Origin of the sequence: Stagnihabitans lacustris (genome assembly GCF_025950525.1) — a bacterium.
In the GTDB taxonomy this organism is placed as follows: Bacteria; Pseudomonadota; Alphaproteobacteria; order Rhodobacterales; family Rhodobacteraceae; genus Stagnihabitans.
The window spans coordinates 689,464-710,296 of record NZ_JAPDGS010000001.1 but is presented as its reverse complement, the minus strand read 5'-3'; the positions used below and the strand labels follow the sequence as shown (position 1 = coordinate 710,296).

The following is a 20,833-nucleotide window of genomic DNA, read 5'->3' as shown; positions in this document are numbered from 1 at the left end:
CAACCGTGGCCAAGCCGCGGTCCGAACGCCCCCCTGACGACACAGATTCCCTCTCTGCGCCGCATCATTTTCCATCGCTTACATCATCGCAGGCCGCACGCCAAGAAAGGAACGCTTGACCCCCCCGCCGCTTCGGCCATAACGCGCAAGAAAACCGAGACGTTTCACAAATCCGGGGGCCCGCATGACCGAGACCGCTTTTCCGACCCTGCCCTTCCGCGTGGCCGCGATTTCGGGCCGCACAACGACGCATGTGAAACTGCGCCCCTCTGCCCCCGAACGCGCGCTGATCGCCAAAAGCCTGGGGCTGATTGACCTTCCGGGGCTGGAATTCGACGGCGATATCCGCCCCTTGGGCAAGCGCGACCTGATTCTGTCGGGCCGCCTGACCGCCCGCGCCGTCCAGGCCTGTGTCGTGACGCTGGACCCCGTGCCCTGCACGATCGACGAGGCCATCACCCGGAAATTCATCGAGGATTGGCAAGACCCCGAGGCCGACGAGGTCGAAATCCCCGAGGACGACACGACCGAACCCCTGCCCGAGGTGATCGACGCCGTCAGCGTGGTGGTCGAGGCCCTGTCGCTGGCCCTGCCATTGTATCCCCGCGCCCCCGGTGCGGCCTTGGGTGAGGCGGTCTTTGCCCAACCCGGCGCGGCGCCTTTGCGCGATGATGACCTTCGCCCCTTCGCCGCCCTGTCGAAATTGATGAAACCCGAGGGGGATAAAGGGTAAACGCCTTGACCTTGGGGGCGTAATGGCAGATTGGGGGTTGCGCTCGGGAAGAAAATCCGTATCTTCCGCGCCTCATCCAAGGGGTCTTTTGGGGGTCTTTTTCCCGCCAGACTTACCGGAAATCGAAATGAAATCAGGGGTATGTCCCCTCTCGTTAAAGGTGTGACATGGCTGTCCCGCAGAATCGCACGACCTCGTCCAAGCGCAACATGCGCCGCGCTCATGACTCGTTGGTCGCAGCAAACCCCAACGAATGTTCCAACTGTGGCGAGCTGAAGCGTCCGCACCACGTTTGCGGCGCTTGCGGCCACTATGACGCCCGCGAAGTTGTGGCGGCCAAGTCGACCGTCGACACCGACGAAGACGCAGCCTGAGCCCTTCTGACCCATGTCACAGGCGATCCAAAGTCAAGGCGTTGGACCGCTTGCCATGGGTGCAGATATTGTGCTTTCGGTCGATGCCATGGGCGGAGACCGTGGACCGGTGGCAGTTGTCGCCGGTCTTGCCATTTGCGCGCCCCGGATGGCGGACACGCATTTCCTGATCCATGGCGACAGCGCGCAGCTTCAGCCCCTGCTGGACCGCGAACCGGCCTTGAAGGGCCGTGTCACCCTGCGCCACGCCGCCCGCGCCGTGACGATGGAGGACAAGCCCGCTCAGGTCATGCGCCACGGTCAGGACACCTCGATGTGGGGGGCGATTGACGCGGTCAAGACGGGCGAGGCGCAGGCCGCGATTTCCTGCGGCAACACCGGCGCGCTGATGGCGGTGGCGATGATCCGCCTGCGCAAGATCCCCGGGATCAACCGGCCCGCGATTGCCTGCCTGTGGCCGTCGCGCAATCCGGGCGGCATGAACCTGATGCTGGACGCGGGCGCCGACATCAAGGCCGATGCCGAGGACCTGTTGCAATATGCGATGATGGGCGCCTCGTATGCGCGCAACGGCATGGGGATCACCCGGCCGCGCGTCGGCCTGCTGAATGTCGGCACCGAGGAACACAAGGGCTCTGCCGAGCTGAAAGCCGCCTCCGATTTGATCGCCGAGGCGGCAACGCGCGGGGATTACGACTATATCGGCTATGTCGAGGGCACCGACCTGCCGTCGAACCGCGTCGATGTGATCGTGACCGATGGCTTCACCGGCAATGTCGCGCTGAAGACGGCCGAGGGCACGGCGCGGCTGATCGGCGACTTCCTGCGCCAAAGCTTCAAGGCGACGCTGTTTTCCAAGCTGACCGCGGTTTTCGCCTCTGGCGCGCTGAACCGCTTGCGCGAACGCATGGACCCGCGCCGCGCCAATGGCGGGGTTTTCCTTGGGCTGAACGGGGTCGTGGTGAAGTCGCATGGCGGGTCGGATGCGACCGGGGTGGCGGCGGCGGTCGATATGGCCTGGCGGCTGGCCCGCAGCCACTTCCGCGAAAGGCTGGCCGCCCGGGTTGCATCGGGTGTGGCTTCGGGCGTTGCATCGGGCGTGGTCCCGGGGCAAGGTGCCGCATCTTTGGGCGAAGCGGGAACAACCGAATGACATTGCGCGCCGTGGTGATTGGTGTGGGCCATTATCTGCCCGCGCGTGTCGTGCCCAATTCCGAACTTGAGGCCTTGGTGGAAACCACCGACGAATGGATCAAGTCGCGCTCTGGCATCGAACGCCGCCATTTCGCGGCCGAGGGCGAGATGACCTCTGACCTTGGCGCCCATGCCGCGCGGGCCGCCTTGGCCCATGCCGGGCTGCAGGCCAGCGACATCGACGCGGTGATCCTGGCGACCTCGACCGCCGATCTGACATTCCCGTCTGCCGCAACCATGATCCAGGCCAAGATCGGCGCCGGCGGCTTTGCCTTTGACGTTCAGGCGGTCTGCGCCGGTTTCGTCTTTGCCCTGACCACGGCCAATGCGCTGATTCTGGCGGGTCAGGCGCGGCGGGTGCTGGTCATCGGCGCCGAGACCTTTTCCCGGCTGATGGACTGGAAAGACCGCACGACCTGTGTCCTTTTCGGTGACGGCGCGGGCGCTTTGGTGCTGGAGGCCCAGGAGGGCACCGGGACCTCGGCCGACCGTGGCATCCTGTCGGCCGATCTTCATTCGGATGGCCAGTTCAAGGACCTGCTTTACGTCGATGGCGGCGTCAGCACGGGGACCACGGGCCACCTGCGGATGCAGGGCAAAGAGGTCTTTCGGCACGCGGTCGAAAAGCTGGCCTCCACCGCCCATGCCGCCTTGGAAAAGGCCGGGCTGACGGCGGGGGATGTCGATTGGATCGTGCCGCATCAGGCCAATATCCGCATCATCGAAGGCACGGCGAAAAAGATGCAGCTGCCGATGGATCAGGTGGTTGTGACGGTGCAGGACCACGGCAACACCTCGGCCGCATCGATTCCCCTGGCGCTGTCGGTGGGCGTCAAGCGCGGCCAGATCAAGCCGGGCGACCTGCTTGTCACCGAGGCGATTGGCGGCGGTCTGGCCTGGGGTTCGGTCGTCCTGCGCTGGTAATCTGGGGCTTTTCCCGGGGATTATCCATTTCCGGGCCGCCCAAAGCGTCTGAAAGACGCCATCCAAGCCATTGTTATTGACTCGCAATTTGAACCGCCGCAATCATGGGGAAAATCCTTTGGGGGGACTCTTGATGACGGAGAAGACACTTACGCGGATGGACCTGGCGGAATCGGTGTTTCGTGAGGTTGGCCTTTCGCGCAACGAATCCGCAAGCCTTGTGGAATCGGTGCTGCAACATGTCTCGGACGCGCTGGCCGCCGGTGAGACGGTGAAGATCTCCTCCTTCGGCACCTTTTCGCTGCGCGAGAAATCGGCCCGCGTCGGCCGCAACCCCAAGACCGGCGACGAGGTTCCGATCTCGCCGCGCCGGGTTCTGACCTTCCGGCCCTCGCATCTGATGAAAGATCGCGTGTCGGGCGGCACCGAGTGAACAAGTAAGGCAGGGCCATGGACAAGGCGCCGGACGCATTCCGCACCATCTCCGAGGTGGCGGATTATCTTGAAACCCCGTCCCATGTCCTGCGTTTCTGGGAGACGCGCTTTCCGCAGGTGAAACCCGTCAAGGGTGCCGGTGGGCGGCGCTATTACCGGCCCTCGGATGTGGCGCTGCTGGCGGGCATCCGGCGGCTTTTGCACACCGATGGCATGACGATTCGCGGCGTGCAAAAGATCCTGCGCGATCAGGGTGTGCGCCATGTGGCCGAACTGGGCGCCGAACTGAACGGCGAGCCCCTGCCCGAGCCCGAGGCGCTGACCGATCTGCTGCCCCCCGCGCGTGCCCCGGCCGAGGTCGTGGCCCTGCGCCCCGCAGCCCCGCCCGAGCCTGAGCCCGCTGATCTGCCCCCGCTTGCCGAGCCAGACGACGCTTTGCCGCCAGATGTGGGGGTGCTGCTGCCGCCCTTGGAAGAAGGCTTCCTGGACGCGGCGGCGATCGGCTCCGAAGCACAAGACGGCGATACGCAAGAGGGCGAGGGTCTGCAGACAGAGGCCACCAAAGCCGCTCTGCCCGACGCCGCCGACCTCCTTGCCGCGATTCGCGACGATCTGCCCGAGGAAGAGCCCGCACCCAGCTTTTCCCCCGCCATCACCGGCTTTGGCGGCTTTGGTCTGGACCTTGATGTGCCCCGCGATGGCGAGGGTGGCTTCATCGCCTTTTCCGGCGGCGCCGAGCCCGCCGCCCCTGCGCCGCCCGTGGGGTTCGTGGCGCCCGAGGCCCGGCCAAAGCGCCCCGCCCCGGCCCAACCCTCGCTCTTCGACCTGCACACCGACGGGGCCAACGAAGCGCCGCACGACCTGCTTGAGCCCATCGACGAAGCGCCCCATGTCTTCGTCGACAGCGACGATCCGGCGCATGACCTGTCCGCAGAGGATGCGTTTGCGGAAGATCGGTTTGCGCAAGATCGGTTTGCGCAGGGCGACCAGGGGGCCAAGGTCCTCGCCTTTGCCGCCAGTGATTCGGCAGAAGACGGGGGCGAAGACGAGCCCTTCCACCAACCCGATGCCGACCCCGAACCACAGCCCGAAGAAGACCCGCAGGACCTGCCCGAAGAAAGCCCGCAAGACGTGCCGGAAGAGGCCCCCCAGGATGGCCCCGAGGACCTCTCTTTCGCCGACCCGCTGGCCCTGTCCGATCCGCCCCCGCAGGTCCCCGCCCTTGCAGGCCTGACCCCGCGCCTGCGCCGCCTGTCCCAGATGGACCCTGACCCGCTCTTTGCTCTGGCCGATCTGCAGGCCCGGCTTGGGCTCTTGCACGCCCAGATGGTCGAGGCCGCCGCCCGCCACCGCCGCGCCCCCGGCGAATAGACTGCAGAAAAGTGCAAATTCGCCCTTGCCCCTGCCCGGAATATTGTTATGAAGCCTGCACATCGTCGGGCCGTAGCGCAGCCTGGTTAGCGCGTCCGTCTGGGGGGCGGGAGGTCGAGAGTTCGAATCTCTCCGGCCCGACCATGAAAAAAACCGCCCGCTGGGAAACCAGTCGGGCGGTTTCTTTTTGACTTCAAGCCTGTGACCAAAAGGGGCCCATGATGACCGGTGTTCTGCCTGCCCAAGCCCTAGAGGCCCTGATCGCGCGCGGCGTGATCGCGGCGGACACGGAATTTGCCCCGGGCCAGGTGCAGCCCGCCAGCCTGGACCTGCGGCTGGGCACCAAGGCCTACCGGGTGCGCGCCTCGTTTCTGGCCGGCGCCGGGCGCCTCGTGGCCGACCGGCTGGCGGCCTTTACCATGCACGAGATTGACCTTGGCCCGGGCGCGGTCTTGGAAAAGAACTGCGTCTACCTGATCCCGCTGATGGAGCGTCTGACCCTGCCGCCGGGCCTGTCGGCCGTGGCCAATGCCAAAAGCTCGACCGGGCGGCTGGATCTACTGACCCGGGTGATCACCGATGGCGGGGTGGAATTCGACCGCATCCCCGAGGGTTACGACGGCCCGCTTTATGCCGAGGTCTGCCCACGCAGCTTTTCCGTCCTGGTCCGTCCCGGGCAACGCCTGAACCAGATCCGCTTTCGCGACGGCCAGGCGGTGCTGTCGGATGCGGACCTGCGCGCGCTTCATGCCGCAGAACCCCTGGTCAGCGGCGAGGCGCTGATCTCTGAGGGTCTGGGCTTTTCGGTCGATCTGGCCTTGCCCGGCGGACTGGTGGGCTACCGCGCCAAACCCCATACCGGCGTCGTCGACCTGGACCGCATCAGCCACTATCCCGCCCGCGACTTCTGGGAAGAGGTGCGCACCGATCAGGCGCAAATCATCCTCGACCCCGGCGCCTTTTACATCCTGGTCAGCCGTGAGGCGGTGACGATCCCCCCCGACTACGCCGCCGAGATGGCGCCCTATCTGGCCATGGTGGGCGAATTCCGCGTGCATTACGCGGGCTTCTTTGACCCGGGCTTCGGGCACAGCGCGGCGGGCGGTGCGGGGTCCCGCGGCGTGCTGGAGGTGCGCTGCCACGAGGCGCCCTTTGTGCTGGAACATGGCCAGGTCGTCGGCCGCCTGGTCTATGAACGCATGTCCGAGCGCCCTGCAACGCTTTACGGCCAGGGGATCGCGTCGAACTATCAGGGTCAGGGGTTGAAGCTGGCCAAACAGTTCCGCCTGTAATCCAGTGGAGGTCCCCCAAGGCTTTGCATAAGGGGGGCGCTGCCCCCGAGGCCTTCGGCCTCTCCCCCGGGATATTTTCGAAAAGATGAAAGGAAAGAGCAGCGCTTTGCCTTTTCATCTTTTTCCAAATATCCCCGCGCGGAGCGCACCGCGGAGCCGGAGGGCGCAGCCTGCAGGCGACATATAGGCTTGCGGCGCAGCCGCGCTATTGGATCACGGGTGCCACGACCGCTTCGGGTTCCGCAGCTTGGCCGACCGTCAAAGCCTCGGCCTTCAGGATGCGGGCGATCTGGGCGCAATCCTCGGGCGTGAAGGTCAGGGGCAAGCGCAGGTCGATCAGCCCCGCCAATATGCGGTCGGTCTGCGGCAGGCTTTGTTTCGGCGCATATTCCCAATGGTCATAGCGCGAGGTGAAGGCCGCGGGCTTCTCCGCGCCAAACCATTTCAGCTCGACCCCGCGCGCCAAACAGCGCGACAGGTAAAGCCCGATGCGCGCCGGGCTCCAATCCGCCAGCCGGAACTGGAACGAGCTTCCCACAAAGACCTCCTCGGCCGGGCGATGGATCAGCGTGATCCCCGGCACCGCCGGAAGCCCCGCCTCCAGAGCGCGGTAAAGCGCGCCCCACCGCGCCACCCGCTCGGGCAAGGCCCGAAGCTGAGGCCGCAGGATCGCGGCGCGCAGGTTGTCCATCCGGCCCGAGACATTGGGCGTGACCATCCGCGCGGCCTCGAACGCCTCGGGCGGGGGGGCGGCCCGATGCTTGCCGTAAAGCATGTAACTGCCCGACAACAGCACCGCGCGGGCCATCGCCGCAGCGTCATCGGACACCAGAAACCCGCCCTCGCCCGAATTGATATGCTTGTAGGTCTGCATCGAATAGCAGGCCATGACCCCATGCCGCCCCGAGGCCACCCCGCGCCAGGTTGCCCCCATCGTATGCGCGCAATCCTCGATCACCAAGATCCCCAGCCGGTCGCACAAAGCCATCAGCCGGTCCATGTCCACCAGATGCCCGCGCATATGCGACAGCATCAGCAGGCGGCACCCCGCAGCCTTGGCCGCAAGGTCGTCAAGGTCGATCACCAGATCCTCGGTCACGTCGACAAAGACCGGAACGCCGCCCGCCGCCGCAATCGCCCCCGGCACAGGCGCCAGCGTGAAGGCATTGGTCAGCACCCTTTCGCCATGCGCCATCCCCAAGGCGCGCAAGGCGCACCCCAGCGCATAGCCGCCCGAGGCCACGGCCAGGGCATATTTCGCCCCGGTCATGCTGGCGAATTCCTCCTCCAGCAAAGCGGCCTCGGCGACCTCTCCGGCGGCCTCGTTATAGCGGTGAAGCCGCCCGTGGCGCAGGACGCGCAGAGCCGCTTCGATCCCCTCTTCGGGGATGGGTTCCTGTTGGGTGAAGTTGCCGGCAAAGATTTCCACGTCACGCCTCCCGCTCATGGCCGATCAGCCAAAGGAACACCGCCAAGGCGCCAACCATCCCCGCCCCCGCCACAAAGAAGGCGACATTGGGCGATTGAAAGGGCGCGGATTCACTCATGAAATAGCCGAAAAGCTGGGCGTAAAACACCGTGCCCAACATCATGGCGATGTTCATGATGGCCGAAAGCCCGCCCTGCAGCTCGCCTTGCGCGTTTTCCGGCACGTTTTTCGACATCAGTGCGGTCAGCATCGGATGGACAAAGCCCTCGGGCCCATGGACGAACATCAGCACAAAGACCAGGGGCAGCGACCAGACGACGCCATAGCCAAAGGCCGCCACAGCCGCGCACAACAGCCCGATGGCCACCGTCTTGCGCTCGCCGAACCAGCGGACAAAGCCGCCGGACAGGCCGCCTTGGAACCCCGCCATCACCACGCCGAACATGGCCAGCGTCAGCCCCACCATGGCTTCGGACCAGCCAAACCGCGCCTTGGACCAAAACGGCCAAAGCGCCGGATAGACCGAGGTGAAAAAGAAGAACATCGCCAGCACCAGGCACATCGGCAGCACGCCCTTGTAGCTGGCAAAGATGCGAAAGGCACCAAAAGGATTGGCGCGGGACCATTCAAAGGGGCGGCGGTTTTGCGGGGCGAGCGTTTCGGGCAGGATGAACCAGCCGAAGATCAGGTTCACCACCGAAACAGCCGCCGCCACGTAAAACGGCACCCGCGGGCCAAAGGTGCCCAACAGCCCGCCGATCGCCGGCCCGATGATGAACCCCAGGCCAAAGGCCGCCCCCATGATGCCGTAAAGCCGCGCCCGGTCCTCGGGGGCGGAAATGTCGGCCACGAAGGCATTTGCGATGATCCAGGAGGCGCCGCAGATCCCCGCCAGCACGCGCCCGGCGAAAAGCCAGGCGAGGTTCGGCGCCAGGGCCTGCATCAGGAAATCGACCCCCAGCCCAAAGACCGCGATCAGCAACAAGGGCCTGCGCCCGAAGCGGTCCGACAGGTTGCCCATCAAGGGCCCGAACAGGAATTGCGCGATGGAATAGGCCGCAGCCATCCAGCCGCCGATCACCGCGGCATGGGCCAGATCGACATGGCCCACCGTCTCGATCAGTTGCGGCAGAACGGGGATGATGATGCCAAAGCCCACCATGTCCAGCAGCACCGTGATCAGCACGAAAACGAAAGCCTTGTTGATCGGCGCCTTTGCGTCGGACATGAAGGTACCCAATCCTGGTAAATGTTCCGCTTTTGTCTCAGGAAATCAGCCGGTCTGCAAGGGCCGGCAGGTCCTCATAACGCTCCAGCAGGGCGTCGGGGGACAGCCGCGCCACGCCCGGCCCCTCGGGACCAAAGCTCACCAAGACCACCGGCACCCCCGCCGCCCGCGCCGTATCGCGGTCGGTCACGGTGTCGCCAACCAGAAGCGAGCGCTGCGGATCGCCCCCGGCCCGCAGGACCGCTTGCACATAGGGCAGCGGATCGGGCTTGCGGACGGGCAGCGTATCCGCCCCCACCAGCGCGCCGAACAGGTCGCCAACCCCCAGCCGCCGCACCAGTTCCACCGCCAGAGCCTCAGGCTTATTGGTGCAGATCGCGGTGGCAAAGCCCGCCGCGCGCAAGGTCGTGACCGCCGCCACCGCACCGGGGTACAACCGCGTCGCCCGGTCCAACCCTTCGGCGTAATGCGCGAGCAAAACGGGGTATTGCCCATCGACATCCCCCGCCACCCCCAGCCGTTCATAGCCCAGCCGCAGCATGGCCCGCCCGCCGGCAAAGGCCGTCAGCGCATCCGCGGCCCCCAAAGGCGCCCCAAACCCCAGCCCCGTGAAACAGGCATTGGCCGCGGCCAACAGGTCCTCTGACGTGTCCGCCAGGGTCCCGTCCAGATCGAACACCACAGTCCTCATCCTGCCGTCCTCATCGCCGCTTTGCCTTTCATACTGACCCAAATACTCCGGGGGAGGCCGCAGGCCGGGGGGCAGAGCCCCCCTTCTTGACTTGCAGCCGGGCAGCGCCCCCCTTCTTGACTTGCAGCCGGGCAGCGCCCCCTTCTGTAACATCGCGTGAGGCCAAGCCCCCTTGGCCCCTGCCCCCTGCCCGGTTAGAACGGCGGCAAAACAAAGGAAAGAGGCAGATGGAACTTTCGCTCATCGTTCTGGCCGCCGGCATGGGCAGCCGCATGAATTCCGACCTGCCCAAGGTCCTGCATCCCCTGGCCGCCGTGCCGCTGTTGCATCATGCGCTGGCCGCGGGCCAGGCGCTACAGCCCGCGCGCATCGTGGTTGTCACCGGTCATGGCGCGGACCTGGTGGCCAAGGCCGCCCATGACTTCGACCCCGACATCGTCACCGCCCTGCAAGACCCGCCCCAGGGCACCGCCCATGCCGTCGCCGTGACCGCGCCGCTGTTGTCGGATGCCGCGGGCGAGGCGCTGGTGCTTTACGGCGACACGCCCTTTGTGCGCCCCGAAACGCTGCAAGCCATGCTGGAGGCCCGCGCGTCCCATGACATCATCTTCCTTGGCTTTCAGGCCGCTGATCCGACGGGCTATGGCCGCTTTGTGACCGAAGGCGCCAACCTCCTTGCCATTGTCGAGGAAAAACAGGCCACCGAGGCAGAGCGCCAGATCACGCTGTGCAACTCGGGCGTGGTGGCGGGGGCGACGCAAACGCTGCTCCGGCTGGCCCGCGCCGTCCCCCTGCGCGCCAATGTCAGCGAATATTACCTCACCGACATCATCGACGCGGCCCGGGCCGAGGGGCTGACGGTGGGCTTTGTCACCTGCCCCGAGGCCGAAACGCTGGGGATCAACACCCGGGCGCAACTGGCCGCCGCCGAGGCCGCGTTTCAGACGCACAAGCGCGCCGAGATGATGGAAGAGGGCGTCACCCTGATCTCGCCCGAGACCACCTTTTTCGCCCGCGACACCTATATCGGCCGCGATGCCACCGTGGGCCCGGCCGTGATCTTTGGCCCGGGCGTCACCATCGAAACCGGCGCCGAGATCAAGGGCTTTTGCCACCTGGAGGGCTGCCATATCTCTCGCGGGGCCACGGTCGGCCCCTTTGCCCGCCTGCGCCCCGGCGCGGAACTGGCCGAGGATGTCCATGTCGGCAATTTCGTCGAGATCAAGAACGCGGTCCTGGACGAGGGCGTCAAGGTCGGCCACCTGACCTATCTGGGCGATGCCCATGTCGGCGAATTCACCAATATCGGCGCGGGCACCGTCACCTGCAATTACGATGGCGTGATGAAGCACCGCACCACGATCGGCAAGAACGCCTTCATCGGATCGGATACGATGCTGGTCGCGCCGGTCACGGTGGGCGACCATGCGTTGACGGCTTCGGGCTCGGTCATCACCGAAAACGTGCCCGCAGGCGCCCTGGCCGTGGGCCGCGCCAAGCAGGTGAACAAGCCGGGCCTTGCCGTCCGGTTGATGGAGAAACTGCGGGCGCTGAAAGCCGCCAAGAAAGGGTCCTGACATGTGCGGCATCGTGGGCGTCCTGGGGTCGCATGAAGTGGCGCCTTTGTTGGTCGAGGCGCTGAAGCGTCTGGAATATCGCGGTTATGACTCTGCGGGCATCGCCACGGTGAACGCCGGGCGGCTGGATCGCAGGCGCGCGGTGGGCAAGCTGGTGAACCTGTCCGATGTGCTGGTCCACACGCCTTTGGCGGGGAAATCCGGCATCGGCCACACCCGCTGGGCCACCCATGGCGCGGCCACCGAGGTCAACGCCCATCCCCATCGGTCGGGCGGGGTCGCCGTGGTCCACAACGGCATCATCGAAAACTTCCGCGCGCTGCGTGAGGAACTGGCCGCCCTGGGCCTGAACCCCGACTCCGAAACCGACACCGAAACCGTGGCCATGCTGACGCGCCACTACCTTGATCAGGGCCTGTCCCCGGTCGAGGCCGTTTCCCGCACCCTGCCCCGGCTGCAGGGCGCCTTTGCGCTGGCCTTTTTGTTTGACGGCGAAGACGATCTGATGATCGCCGCCCGCAAGGGCTCTCCGCTGGCCATCGGGCATGGCGACGGCGAGATGTATATCGGATCAGACGCCATCGCTCTGGCGCCGATGACCGACCGCATCACCTATCTGGAGGAAGGCGACTGGGCTGTGATCACCCGCGCGGGCGCCGTGATCCATGACGCGGCAGGCCGCCTGGCCAACCGCGCCGAAAGCCGCATCGCGGTGGATCAGACGCGGATCGAAAAGGCGGGCTTTCGGCATTTCATGGCCAAGGAGATCGCCGAACAGCCGGTGGTGCTGGCCGAGACCCTGCGCGGTGCGGGCCTGCCGGATGTCGATTTCACCGGCGTGGACCGCGTGGTGCTGGTGGCGTGCGGCACGGCCTCTTATGCCGGTCACATCGCGAAATACTGGTTCGAACAGCTGGCGGGGCTGGCGGCCGAAGTCGATATCGCATCCGAGTTCCGCTATCGCGACCCGGTCTTGTCGGACAAGTCTTTTGCCATCTTTGTCAGCCAATCGGGCGAGACCGCCGATACCCTGGCCGCCCTGCGTCACGCCCGCGGTCAGGTGGCCAAGGTGCTGGCGGTGGTCAATGTGCCGACCTCCTCCATCGCGCGCGAGGCCGATCAGGTCTTGCCCATCAAGGCGGGGATCGAGGTCGGCGTGGCCTCGACCAAGGCCTTTACCGCGCAGCTTTTGACCCTGGCCCTGCTGGCGCTGAAGGCCGGCGTCGACCGGGGGCGCATCTCTCCACAAGCCCTGGCGCAGCACCTGGCCCAGTTGCAGGCCCTGCCCGGGCTGATGAACCACGCTTTGTCGCTGGGGCCGCGCATCGCGGAAATCGCCGAAGAGCTGTCGCGCGCCCAAGATGTGCTGTTCCTGGGTCGGGGGGCGATGTTCCCCCTCGCGCTGGAAGGCGCGCTGAAGCTGAAGGAAATCAGCTATATCCATGCCGAGGGCTATGCCTCCGGTGAGCTGAAGCACGGCCCCATCGCGCTGATCGCCCCCGAGGTGCCGGTGATCGTGCTGGCGCCGCATGACGGGCTTTTCGACAAGACGGTGTCGAACATGCAAGAGGTCATGGCACGCCATGGCAAGGTGCTGCTGATCTCGGATGCGCAAGGGGTCCACGAGGCCGGGCGCGGCACCTGGGCCACGCTGACGCTGCCCGACTGCCCCGGCCCCTTTGCGCCGATCCTTTACGCGGTGCCGGCGCAGCTTTTGGCCTATCACACGGCGGTGGCCAAGGGGACGGATGTGGACCAGCCGCGCAACTTGGCAAAATCCGTGACGGTGGAATGAATGGCCAAGCAATTCGACGCCTTCTCTGACGACCACCGCGCCTTTGTGGCCGAACAGATGATCTTCTTTGTCGCGACCTCGGCGCCGGGGGCGCATCACAACCTGTCGCCCAAGGGGATGGACTCGCTGCGCATCCTGGGGCCGAACCGGCTGATCTGGCTGAACCTGACGGGGTCGGGCAACGAGACGGCGGCCCATCTGGCGGTTGATCCGCGCATGACGGTGATGTGGTGCAGCTTTGGCCCCCGCCCCCTGATCCTGCGGGCCTACGGGGTGGCGCGCACGGCGCATCGCGACGACTGGGACCTTGCGCGCCATTTCCCCGAGACCCCCGGCGCGCGCCAGATCTATGACATGCAAGTCAACCTTGTGCAGACCTCTTGCGGCTTTGCCGTCCCGACCTTTGAGGGCGGCGCGGAACGCCCGGTCCTGCGCAATTGGGCCGAAGGCCAGGGGGCGGAGGGCCTTCGCACCTATTGGGACACCCGCAACCGCCAGTCGATCGACGGGCTTTCCACTGGAATCGAGGCCAACCTATGACCCCCAACGACGCCCTTGCCGCCCTTCACGCGCTGGCCGACCCTGCCAAGGCCGAGGCGGCGCTGGCCTATCACAAGACCCCGCGGACCTATTTCGGCGTGAGTGTCCCGCAGATCACCGACCTGGCGAAGTCCTGGCGTGAAGGGTTGGACACGGCGGGGCGCGTCCAGCTTGCCGGCGCTTTGTGGGAGAGCAACATCCACGAGGCGCGGGTGGCTGCGGCGAAACTGCTGACCCAGGCGCGAATTGCCGACGACGCGGCGGTCTGGGGTCTGATCGCCTCTTGGGTGCCAAGTTTTGACGGCTGGGCGATTGCCGATCAGGCCTGTGACGCGGGGGAACGCCGCCTGGTGGCCGACCCGTCACGGCTGGACGAGGTCGAGGCCTGGACGGGTTCGGAGCACATGTGGACCCGCCGCGCGGCCTTGGTGATCACTCTGCCCTGGACCAAGCAGAACTTCCCGAAAACGGCCGATCTTGCGATCCGTGACCGGGTGCTGGGCTGGGCTGCAGGCTATGTGAGTGACCCGGACTGGTTCATCCAGAAAGCGGTGGCCTGGTGGCTGCGCGACCTGTCCAAGCACGATCCAGACCGGACGCGGGCCTTCCTGGAAGGTCCGGGTCAGGGGTTGAAACCCTGGGCAAGGGCCGAGGCGGCGCGGCACCTCTCGTAGCCGGGGGCTCCCGCCCCCGGACCCCCGGCTCAAAGGGCCCACGGGCCCCTTGAGAAACCCCGTGGATATTTGGGTCAGTCTGAAAGCGGAGGCTTCGCGCCCCTGGCAGGACCGCGTTGACAGGTTGCCTTCGGCGTGACGGTCGGTGCCCAGCGGCTTGGGTTGCGCTGCGTGTTCAGACCACAGCGAAAGCCCGAAAAGCGAGTATTTGGGCCAGTATGAAAGGGAAAGGACCCGCCTTTCAAACGGTCCGCAATATCCACGGGGTTTCCAAAGGGGGGCGTGCCCCCCTTTGGGCGGGGGGTCCGGGGGGCGGCACGCCACCCGGCTTCCTCCGGGAGGTTTGGCGGCCATTTCATGGCTGCCAAACCTCCCGGACCCAGTTTAGTGCAACCGGAACTCGGCCACGACGTTGCGCCATTCGGCCGGGCCGATCAGCTTGCGGTGACAAAAGCGGATGGAGTGCAACGGGCCCTCAATCTCGCGTTGCCAGAACTCGATGAAGCCGAAGAGCTTGGGGTAATCGGGGGCAAGGTCATAGTCCTGCCAGGTGAAGGTGTTCAGCACATGGGGATGATCGGGCATGTGGTAAAACAGCTCTGCCGTGGTCAGGCCATACCCCTTCAACATCAACTGGGTCTCGCGCATCCTTGAACCTCCTGATCCAGCGCCCACAGGGCACTCCAGACATGGATCTGGAAAACCCCGTTTCATGATGATTCCACCCACATCTGAAAAATCAATGAAAACAATATATTGGCACTCTGATGGGCCTGCTGCCAAAAGCCCTGAAACCCCGCCTTGCACCCTATCTGTGGTATGGGGTAAAGTGCGCCTCAACCAGATATGGCCAAGCCATCCGCAAAGGCAGACCCCTTGACCGATACGCCCGAAGCTCCTGAAAACACGGAAGAATCCCCGATCAACCCGCATAAGGGTCCGCAGATCGACATCTCGACCGAGATGAAGTCGGCCTATCTTGACTATGCCATGTCGGTCATCGTCAGCCGGGCGATCCCCGATCTGCGCGACGGGCTGAAACCTGTGCATCGGCGCATTTTGTTTGCGATGCAGGAATCGGGCAATACCCACGACAAAAGCTATCGCAAATCCGCCCGCCCGGTGGGTGACACGATGGGGAAATACCACCCCCATGGCGACAGCGCGATTTACGATGCCCTTGTGCGGATGGCGCAGCCGTTTTCCATGAGCCTCAAGCTTCTCGACGGTCAGGGCAACTTTGGCTCCATGGACGGCGATATGGCCGCCGCCATGCGCTACACCGAAGTGCGGATGGATAAACCGGCGGCCTTTCTTCTGGCCGATATCGACAAGGACACTGTCGATTTCCAAGACAATTACGACGGCAAGGACCGCGAACCCACCGTCCTGCCTGCCCGCTTTCCCAACATGCTGGTCAACGGCACCGAGGGCATCGCGGTCGGCATGGCGACCCGTATCCCGCCGCACAACTTGGGCGAGGTCATCGACGGCACCCTGGCGCTGATCGCCGATCCCGACCTGTCGATGGAACGGCTGATGGAGATCATCCCGGCCCCCGACTTCCCCACCGGGGGCCTGATCCTGGGCCGTTCGGGTGCGCGCAAGGCCTATCTTGAGGGCCGTGGTTCCGTCATCATCCGGGCGAAAACCCATGTCGAAGAGCTGCGCAAGGACCGCTTTGCCATCATCGTCGACGAGATCCCCTATCAGGTCAACAAGGCCTCGATGATCGAAAAGATCGCCGAGATGGTGCGGGACAAAAAGATCGAAGGCGTGGCATCGGTGGCCGACGAAAGCGACCGCGTCGGCGTGCGGGTTGTCGTCGAACTGAAGCGCGACGCCACGCCGGACGTGGTCTTGAACCAGCTGTTCCGCTTTTCGCCCATGCAGGTGTCTTTCGCCTGCAACATGCTGGCCTTGAACGGTGGCCGCCCGGAAACCCTGTCTCTGCGCGATTTCCTGACGCATTTCATCACCTTCCGCGAAGAAGTGGTCGCCCGCCGCACCGCCTTTGAACTGCGCAAAGCGCGTGAACGCAGCCATATCCTCTGCGGTCTGGCCGTCGCCGTCAGCAATGTCGACGAAATCGTCCGCACGATCCGCGCCTCGGCCGATGCCTCTGAGGCGCGCGAAAAGCTGATGACCCGCCGCTGGCCTGCCGCCGACATCGCAGCCTATATCCGGCTGATCGACGACCCCAGCCACAAGATGAACGACGATGGGACCTATAACCTGTCCGAAACCCAGGCCCGCGCCATCCTGGAACTGCGGTTGCAACGTCTGACCGCTTTGGGCGTCAAGGAAGTCACCGACGAGCTGGAAGAGCTGGCCGCCAAGATCAAGGACTACCTGGAGATTCTGGGCTCGCGCGAAAGGATCATGTCGATCATCTCGGACGAGCTGACCGAGGTGAAGACCAATTTCGCCGTCCCCCGCCGCACCGAGATCGTCGATTGGGCCGGCGATATGGAGGACGAGGACCTGATCGAGCGCGAGGATATGGTCGTCACGATCACCTCTGGCGGCTATATCAAGCGCACCCCTCTGGCCGAGTTCCGCGCGCAAAACCGCGGCGGCAAGGGTCTGGCCGCGATGGACACCAAGGAAGACGATGTGGTCACGACGCTGTTTGTCGTCAACACCCACACGCCTTTGCTGTTCTTTACGACCGATGGCATGGTCTATAAAATGAAAACCTGGCGCCTGCCGCTTGCGGGGCGCAATGCCCGCGGCAAGGCCATGGTCAATATCCTGCCGATCCAGACCGGCGTTTCCATCGCGGCGCTGATGCCGGTCGATGCGCCCGAAGATCACTGGGACGACCTGCAGATCGTCTTTGCGACCTCGGATGGCGATGTGCGCCAGAACGACCTGAGCGACTTCGTCAACGTCAAGCGCAACGGCAAAATCGCGATGAACCTGCCCGAGGGCGTGACCCTGGTCAACGCCGCCATCTGTTCGGACAGCGATGATGTGATGCTGGTGACGGCCCTGGGCCGCGCGATCCGGTTTTCCACGACCGAAATCCGCGTCTTCAAGTCGCGCGGCAGCACGGGCGTGCGCGGCATCCGCCTAGCCGAGGGTGATGTGGTCGTCTCGATGTCGGTGATCCGCCATTTCGAAGCCAACCCGGCCGAGCGCGAAGCCTATCTGAAACAGCGTCGCCTGATGGCGGGCGTCACCGAAGAGGTCGAAGCCGACGAGGAAGAGGCCCCCGAAGACGGCGCCGAGGCCGAGGGCCAGCTTTCCCCCGAACGCTATGCCGAGATGTCGGCGGCCGAAGACCTGATCCTGACGATCACCACAAGCGGAGCCGGGAAACTGTCGTCCAGCCATGACTACCCGGTGCGCGGACGCGGCGGCATGGGCGTGCGGGCGATGGACCCTGCGATGCGCGGCGGCAACCTGATCGCCTCGTTCAAGGTGGAGCTTGGCGATCAGATCATGCTGGCGACTTCCTCTGGCCAGTCGATCCGGGTCCCGGTCGACCAGATCTCGTTCCGGTCAAGGGGCGCGGGCGGGGTCAAGGTGCTGAACACCGGCGGCGAAGAAGAGGTCGTCTCGGTCGCCCGCATCGTGGAAAGCGAAGCCTAGGCGGCAAAGTCCCGGGGGCGCGGCCCCCCATGCCATCGGTGCCATCGGTTCTTGAACCGGTGGCATACCCCGGAATACTTGGGCCAGTATGAAAGACGCGCCATGCTTCCTGGTCTGACAGAGCGCCTTTCGCAACTGATCCGCACGGGCACGGCGACGACCTATGGCGCCTTGGCCAAAGACCTTGACGTCGCGCCGCTCTCTCGCCTGACCGAAGCGCTGGAATCCCTGATGGAAGAGGATGCGGCCAAAGGACATCCTTTCCGCGCCGCATTGGTCTGCGCCCGTCTGACGCCCGACCTGCCCGCGCCGGGGTTCTTCGACAGGGCAGCGGCGCTTGGCCGCTATCACGGAGAAGAGCCGCGGGATTATGTCGCGCAGGAACGCGCCGCTCTTCAAAGCCGCTGCAAGGCATGAGGACGTCCACCAACCGGACCATGCCCGACCTTCATGCTTTCACATTGACTCAAATACTCCACGGGGGTGCGGGGGTGTGAAACCCCCGCTCTTCGGGTGGGTTCGGGGGTGTGCCCCACCCCGCTTTGACTTTAGTGCTGGGGTGTGCCCCACCCGCAACCGCGCCTGGATGCGGCGTGCCGCGCTTTTTTGACTTGGCCGCGGGCCTGCAAGGCCCTCGCTCTTTCTTTGGCCGGCAAAAGCGCCTAAATCCCCCCCATGGAACCTTTACACATCATCGGTGGCGGCATGGCGGGCTCTGAGGCCGCCTGGTCCGCCGTGCAAGCGGGCGTGCCCGTCGTCATCCACGAAATGCGCCCCCTCAAGGGGACCTTCGCGCACCGCAGCGGCGATTTCGCCGAAATGGTCTGTTCGAACTCTTTCCGCTCGGACGACCACGAGCAAAACGCGGTCGGCCTTCTGCATTGGGAGATGCGGGCGGCGGGCGGCTTGATCCTGGAGGCCGCCACGGCGCATCGCCTGCCCGCCGGCGGCGCGCTGGCCGTCGACCGTGAGCCCTTTGCCGCCTATGTGACGGCCAAGCTGAAGGCCCATCCGCTGGTTTCTGTCAGCTATGAGGAAGTCACCGAACTGCCCTCGGACGGTCAATGGATCGTGGCGACCGGGCCTTTGACCTCTGGCGCCCTGGCCGAAAGCATCAAGGCGGCGACGGGGGCGGAGTCTTTGGCCTTTTTCGACGCCATCGCGCCGATTGTCTATGCCGAAAGCGTGGATATGTCGGTGGCCTGGATGCAAAGCCGCTACGACAAGGGCGAGACGGTCGAGGAACAGACCGCCTATATGAACTGCCCGATGGACCGCGAGCAATATTACGCCTTCATCGACGCGCTTCTGGCGGCCGACAAGACCGAGTTCCACGAAGGTGAAACTGCAGGTTATTTCGACGGCTGCCTGCCGATCGAGGTCATGGCCGAACGCGGCCGCGAGACCTTGCGCTTTGGCCCGATGAAGCCGGTGGGCCTGACCAATCCGCACAACCCGGTCAAACCCTATGCCGTGGTCCAGCTGCGCCGGGACAACAAGCTGGGGACGCTTTACAACATCGTGGGCTTTCAGACCAAGATGAAGTATGGCGCGCAAGCCACTGTTCTGAAAATGATTCCCGGCCTACATGAGGCGTCCTTCGCCCGGTTGGGCGGGATTCATCGGAACACGTTCATCAACTCTCCGACGCTCTTGGATCATCAGATGCGGCTGAAATCGCGGCCCAATATCCGCTTTGCAGGCCAGATCACCGGGGTCGAGGGCTATGTGGAAAGTGCCGCCATGGGGCTGGTGGCCGGGCGCATGGCCGCGGCCGAGATGCTGGGGCGCGTGCTGCCTCCGCCCCCGCGTGAAACGGCCATGGGCGCGCTGATCGCCCATATCACCGGCGACGCCGAGGCCAAGACCTTTCAGCCGATGAACGTCAACTTCGGCCTCTTCCCCCCCATCGACGCGCGCGGCGGGCGCAAGGGGCGCGCCGACCGCTACAAGGCCTATACCGACCGGGCGAAGGAGGCGTTCCAAGCTTGGTTGTGACGCGCTTTGCGCCCTCGCCCACCGGGCCCTTGCACCTGGGTCATGCCTATGCGGCGATCTTTGCCCATGACCGGGCGCGGGCTTCGGGGGGGCGGTTCCTGCTTCGGATCGAGGATATCGACCGCCAGCGCAGCAAGCCCGCCTGGGAGCGGGCCTGCCTGGACGACCTGGCCTGGCTTGGCCTGACCTGGGACAGCGTGATGCGGCAATCCCAGCGCCAGCCGGCCTATGACGCGGCGCTGGATGCGCTTTGGGCGCGGGGGCTGCTTTACCCCTGCCGCTGCACAAGGCGCGACATCGACGAGGCCTTGGGCGCGCCGCAAGAGGGCGTCCTGGGGCCGGACGGCCCGGTCTATCCCGGCACCTGCCGCGCGGTGCCCCTTGGCCCGCGCCCCTTGGACCAGCACTTGCGGCTGAACATGAAGAAAGCCGTGCAAGGCCTTGATACGCTTTTCTTTCATGATGATGGCATCGCGGTTGCGACCCTTGCCGCGGCCTATGTCGATGGCATCGGGGACATCATCCTGGCGCGGCGCGACTTCGGGACGTCCTATCATCTGTCGGTCGTGCTGGACGATGCGGCGCAGGGCGTGACGCTGGTCACAAGGGGGGCGGACCTGCGCGAGGCCACGGCGATCCACCGCCTGTTGCAGCATCTGTTGGGCCTGCCGGTGCCCGACTATCTTCACCATGGGCTGATCCGGGATGACGCGGGCAAGCGGCTCGCCAAGCGCGACGATGCGCGGGCATTGGCGAAATACCGGGCCGAGGGGGCCAGTCCCGAAGACATCCGCCGGATGGTGGGGCTGGGGTGAAAGGGCGCTGGGGAGGAACGGCTCTGGGGTAAAAGGGCGCAGGGGTTGCCCACCCAAAGGCCGGACACCGCGCTGTCCCGGGCTTGACCCGGGACCTCTCCCCCTGAACGGCAGGACCGACGGCCAGCCCCATTCGCCCGACCAGACCGCCAGACCAGACCGCCAG

At 65.3% G+C, this 20,833-nt stretch carries 20 protein-coding genes and 1 tRNA gene; 16 read left to right on the top strand and 5 right to left on the bottom strand.

Annotated features, from left to right (window positions below):
* Positions 1-184 precede the first annotated feature (184 nt).
* Together NX862_RS03410 and rpmF are read left to right on the top strand one after the other, a co-directional pair.
* Complete coding sequence (locus tag NX862_RS03410; protein WP_264492458.1) at positions 185-733, top strand: YceD family protein; 549 nt, start codon at positions 185-187, stop codon at positions 731-733.
* A gap of 167 nt (positions 734-900) precedes the next feature.
* On the top strand, positions 901-1,107 hold the full coding sequence (gene rpmF, locus NX862_RS03405; protein ID WP_264492457.1) for a 50S ribosomal protein L32: 207 nt from the start codon (positions 901-903) through the stop codon (positions 1,105-1,107).
* Between the two features lie 16 nt (positions 1,108-1,123).
* Here the strand turns inward: rpmF and NX862_RS19430 are convergent, their stop codons facing one another.
* Positions 1,124-1,270: a hypothetical protein gene (locus tag NX862_RS19430; protein ID WP_264492731.1), complete on the bottom strand. Its 147-nt coding sequence runs from the start codon at positions 1,268-1,270 to the stop codon at positions 1,124-1,126.
* Between NX862_RS19430 and plsX the strand changes: the two genes are divergently transcribed.
* The 6 genes from plsX (at position 1,217) to NX862_RS03370 (ending at position 6,323) form a co-directional block, all read left to right on the top strand.
* Entirely contained in the window at positions 1,217-2,260 is a 1,044-nt protein-coding gene (gene plsX / locus NX862_RS03395; RefSeq protein WP_264492722.1) for a phosphate acyltransferase PlsX, read from the top strand. The genes NX862_RS19430 and plsX overlap by 54 nt on opposite strands.
* Entirely contained in the window at positions 2,257-3,225 is a 969-nt protein-coding gene (locus NX862_RS03390; protein ID WP_264492456.1) for a beta-ketoacyl-ACP synthase III, read from the top strand. The genes plsX and NX862_RS03390 overlap by 4 nt, the downstream gene beginning before the upstream one ends.
* Positions 3,226-3,343: 118 nt before the next feature.
* The gene (gene ihfA, locus NX862_RS03385; RefSeq protein ID WP_413694528.1) at positions 3,344-3,658 is read left to right on the top strand and encodes an integration host factor subunit alpha; all 315 of its coding nucleotides are present in this window, start codon (positions 3,344-3,346) and stop codon (positions 3,656-3,658) included.
* A gap of 17 nt (positions 3,659-3,675) precedes the next feature.
* Positions 3,676-5,031, top strand: a complete 1,356-nt coding sequence (locus tag NX862_RS03380; protein ID WP_264492455.1) for a MerR family transcriptional regulator — start codon at positions 3,676-3,678, stop codon at positions 5,029-5,031.
* A gap of 66 nt (positions 5,032-5,097) precedes the next feature.
* A tRNA-Pro gene (locus NX862_RS03375) sits at positions 5,098-5,175 on the top strand.
* 77 nt (positions 5,176-5,252) lie between these two features.
* Complete coding sequence (locus NX862_RS03370) at positions 5,253-6,323, top strand: 2'-deoxycytidine 5'-triphosphate deaminase (protein WP_264492454.1); 1,071 nt, start codon at positions 5,253-5,255, stop codon at positions 6,321-6,323.
* A gap of 205 nt (positions 6,324-6,528) precedes the next feature.
* Here the strand turns inward: NX862_RS03370 and NX862_RS03365 are convergent, their stop codons facing one another.
* The 3 genes from NX862_RS03365 to NX862_RS03355 are packed head-to-tail and all read right to left on the bottom strand — an operon-like array spanning position 6,529 to position 9,671.
* Positions 6,529-7,770 carry a DegT/DnrJ/EryC1/StrS family aminotransferase gene (locus tag NX862_RS03365; RefSeq protein WP_264492453.1) on the bottom strand — a complete coding sequence of 414 codons (1,242 nt, stop codon included), beginning with the start codon at positions 7,768-7,770 and terminating at the stop codon, positions 6,529-6,531.
* Positions 7,754-8,980, bottom strand: coding sequence for a TCR/Tet family MFS transporter (locus NX862_RS03360; RefSeq protein WP_264492452.1), 1,227 nt, complete (start codon positions 8,978-8,980; stop codon positions 7,754-7,756). Before NX862_RS03360 ends, NX862_RS03365 begins: the two co-directional genes overlap by 17 nt.
* 37 nt (positions 8,981-9,017) lie before the next feature.
* Positions 9,018-9,671 carry an HAD-IA family hydrolase gene (locus tag NX862_RS03355; RefSeq protein WP_264492451.1) on the bottom strand — a complete coding sequence of 218 codons (654 nt, stop codon included), beginning with the start codon at positions 9,669-9,671 and terminating at the stop codon, positions 9,018-9,020.
* Between the two features lie 227 nt (positions 9,672-9,898).
* On the opposite strand from NX862_RS03355, the gene glmU reads away from it, so the two are divergent.
* The 4 genes from glmU to NX862_RS03335 are packed head-to-tail and all read left to right on the top strand — an operon-like array spanning position 9,899 to position 14,257.
* Positions 9,899-11,248 carry a bifunctional UDP-N-acetylglucosamine diphosphorylase/glucosamine-1-phosphate N-acetyltransferase GlmU gene (gene glmU / locus NX862_RS03350; protein ID WP_264492450.1) on the top strand — a complete coding sequence of 450 codons (1,350 nt, stop codon included), beginning with the start codon at positions 9,899-9,901 and terminating at the stop codon, positions 11,246-11,248.
* Position 11,249: 1 nt separating this feature from the next.
* The gene (glmS, locus tag NX862_RS03345; RefSeq protein ID WP_264492449.1) at positions 11,250-13,043 is read left to right on the top strand and encodes a glutamine--fructose-6-phosphate transaminase (isomerizing); all 1,794 of its coding nucleotides are present in this window, start codon (positions 11,250-11,252) and stop codon (positions 13,041-13,043) included.
* Positions 13,044-13,583, top strand: a complete 540-nt coding sequence (locus NX862_RS03340) for a pyridoxamine 5'-phosphate oxidase family protein (protein WP_264492448.1) — start codon at positions 13,044-13,046, stop codon at positions 13,581-13,583.
* Complete coding sequence (locus NX862_RS03335) at positions 13,580-14,257, top strand: DNA alkylation repair protein (RefSeq protein ID WP_264492447.1); 678 nt, start codon at positions 13,580-13,582, stop codon at positions 14,255-14,257. Before NX862_RS03340 ends, NX862_RS03335 begins: the two co-directional genes overlap by 4 nt.
* Positions 14,258-14,641: 384 nt before the next feature.
* Here the strand turns inward: NX862_RS03335 and NX862_RS03330 are convergent, their stop codons facing one another.
* The gene (locus NX862_RS03330; protein WP_264492446.1) at positions 14,642-14,905 is read right to left on the bottom strand and encodes an usg protein; all 264 of its coding nucleotides are present in this window, start codon (positions 14,903-14,905) and stop codon (positions 14,642-14,644) included.
* 228 nt (positions 14,906-15,133) lie between these two features.
* Here NX862_RS03330 and gyrA point away from each other — a divergent pair, with 228 nt between their 5' ends.
* The 4 genes from gyrA (at position 15,134) to gluQRS (ending at position 20,667) form a co-directional block, all read left to right on the top strand.
* Positions 15,134-17,854 (top strand): DNA gyrase subunit A, encoded by a 2,721-nt coding sequence (gene gyrA, locus NX862_RS03325; protein ID WP_264492445.1) that lies wholly within the window; start codon positions 15,134-15,136, stop codon positions 17,852-17,854.
* 102 nt (positions 17,855-17,956) lie between these two features.
* Positions 17,957-18,271, top strand: a complete 315-nt coding sequence (locus NX862_RS03320; RefSeq protein ID WP_264492444.1) for a hypothetical protein — start codon at positions 17,957-17,959, stop codon at positions 18,269-18,271.
* Between the two features lie 258 nt (positions 18,272-18,529).
* Complete coding sequence (trmFO, locus tag NX862_RS03315; RefSeq protein ID WP_264492443.1) at positions 18,530-19,852, top strand: methylenetetrahydrofolate--tRNA-(uracil(54)-C(5))-methyltransferase (FADH(2)-oxidizing) TrmFO; 1,323 nt, start codon at positions 18,530-18,532, stop codon at positions 19,850-19,852.
* Positions 19,843-20,667: a tRNA glutamyl-Q(34) synthetase GluQRS gene (gluQRS, locus tag NX862_RS03310; RefSeq protein WP_264492442.1), complete on the top strand. Its 825-nt coding sequence runs from the start codon at positions 19,843-19,845 to the stop codon at positions 20,665-20,667. Before trmFO ends, gluQRS begins: the two co-directional genes overlap by 10 nt.
* Positions 20,668-20,833: the final 166 nt, after the last annotated feature.